The organism is Candidatus Rhabdochlamydia sp. W815 (assembly GCF_018642185.1).
GTDB lineage: Bacteria > Chlamydiota > Chlamydiia > Chlamydiales > Rhabdochlamydiaceae > Rhabdochlamydia > Rhabdochlamydia oedothoracis.
The window spans coordinates 1-1,061 of sequence record NZ_JAAVTY010000191.1 but is presented as its reverse complement, the minus strand read 5'-3'; the positions used below and the strand labels follow the sequence as shown (position 1 = coordinate 1,061).

Here is a 1,061-nt window from a genome sequence, read left to right as displayed (position 1 = left end):
AGTTTCTGATGTCTTCTAGGATTAAAGTGCACTATCTCCCTCCTTATTCGCCGAATTTGAATCCTATTGAACGCTTGTGGAAGATCTTAAAGGAAAAGAAGGTATACAATCGATATTACGAAACGTCGGTGACTTTTTTTCAGGCAATTAGAGGATTCTTCTTAGAAGAGATACCGAAAATAACAGATATTTTGAAATGTAGGATAAACGACAAGTTTCAAGTCGTTGACTTAAATCCCATTAAGCTAGCCGTTTGAATCGGCACTAGTATATTCTAATATTTCCTGTGCACTCTTTGCAAATCTTTCTCCAGAATATCCTCACTTTTAAAAAGATTTTAAACAGGCTCTTAGCTTTTTCAAGCGCTCTTAATTGATCTTCTGTAAAGATCAAGTGATCTTGAGCTGCTTTTGCTTCTAACGCCTTTAGTCTCTCTAGAGATTTCTTGTAATGCGGCTTCTCCGCCTTTTTCATAAAGCTCTTTGTATGTATAAAAGCTTTCTCTTGAATATCCCATGTGCTTACATGCTTGGGACACGTTCCCAAGGGCTTGAGCTAGTTTTAAATGTAATAGACAAGACTTAAATTGACACTTAGTGGTAAATAGCAAAGAAAAACAGCTTATGCAACTGCGGCGTGATGCCGTAGTTGCATAAGCAAATAGCAAAGTGGTAATTTATGAATATAGCAATAGAGAGAAAAGTGATAAAAAATAAACTAGGCCTTTTAAAACTAGCTCAAGCCCTTGGGAACGTGTCCCAAGCATGTAAGCACATAGGATATTCAAGAGAAAGCTTTTATATACATAGGATATTCAAGAGAAAGCTTTTATATACATGCCATAATTGCACACAAAGAAGGGGTTGCTCCTTAAACGGAGTAGGTTAAACTCTCCAATATAAACGAGATTTTTTCAAATCTCAAAACCGCTCATTAAAGAGCAAAAAAAATGAGGAGCAACCTATGAAGCATTATATTGGATTAGATGTATCAATGAAAAGAACTTTTATCTGTGTATTAAATGAACAAGGTAAGATTGTCCATGAAGGTTCAGAAAAAAC

At 35.5% G+C, this 1,061-nt stretch carries 2 protein-coding genes and 2 pseudogenes; 2 read left to right on the top strand and 2 right to left on the bottom strand.

Annotation, left to right across the window (positions count from 1 at the left end; all coding sequences use genetic code 11):
- Nucleotides 1-257, top strand: a 257-nt coding sequence (locus RHOW815_RS09520; protein WP_502757465.1) for a transposase, incomplete at its 5' end; no start/stop codon positions are given.
- A gap of 7 nt (nt 258-264) precedes the next feature.
- On the opposite strand, the gene RHOW815_RS09515 is transcribed toward RHOW815_RS09520, so the two are convergent.
- Both RHOW815_RS09515 and RHOW815_RS09510 read right to left on the bottom strand, forming a co-directional pair.
- Complete coding sequence (locus RHOW815_RS09515) at nt 265-474, bottom strand: hypothetical protein (protein WP_502757476.1); 210 nt, start codon at nt 472-474, stop codon at nt 265-267.
- Nucleotides 434-610 (bottom strand): annotated as a pseudogene (locus RHOW815_RS09510) (helix-turn-helix domain-containing protein); the annotation flags it as partial. The gene RHOW815_RS09515 and the pseudogene RHOW815_RS09510, both read right to left, overlap by 41 nt.
- 68 nt (nt 611-678) lie before the next feature.
- Here RHOW815_RS09510 and RHOW815_RS08770 point away from each other — a divergent pair.
- A pseudogene (locus RHOW815_RS08770) lies at nt 679-801 on the top strand (IS481 family transposase); the annotation flags it as partial.
- Nucleotides 802-1,061: the final 260 nt, after the last annotated feature.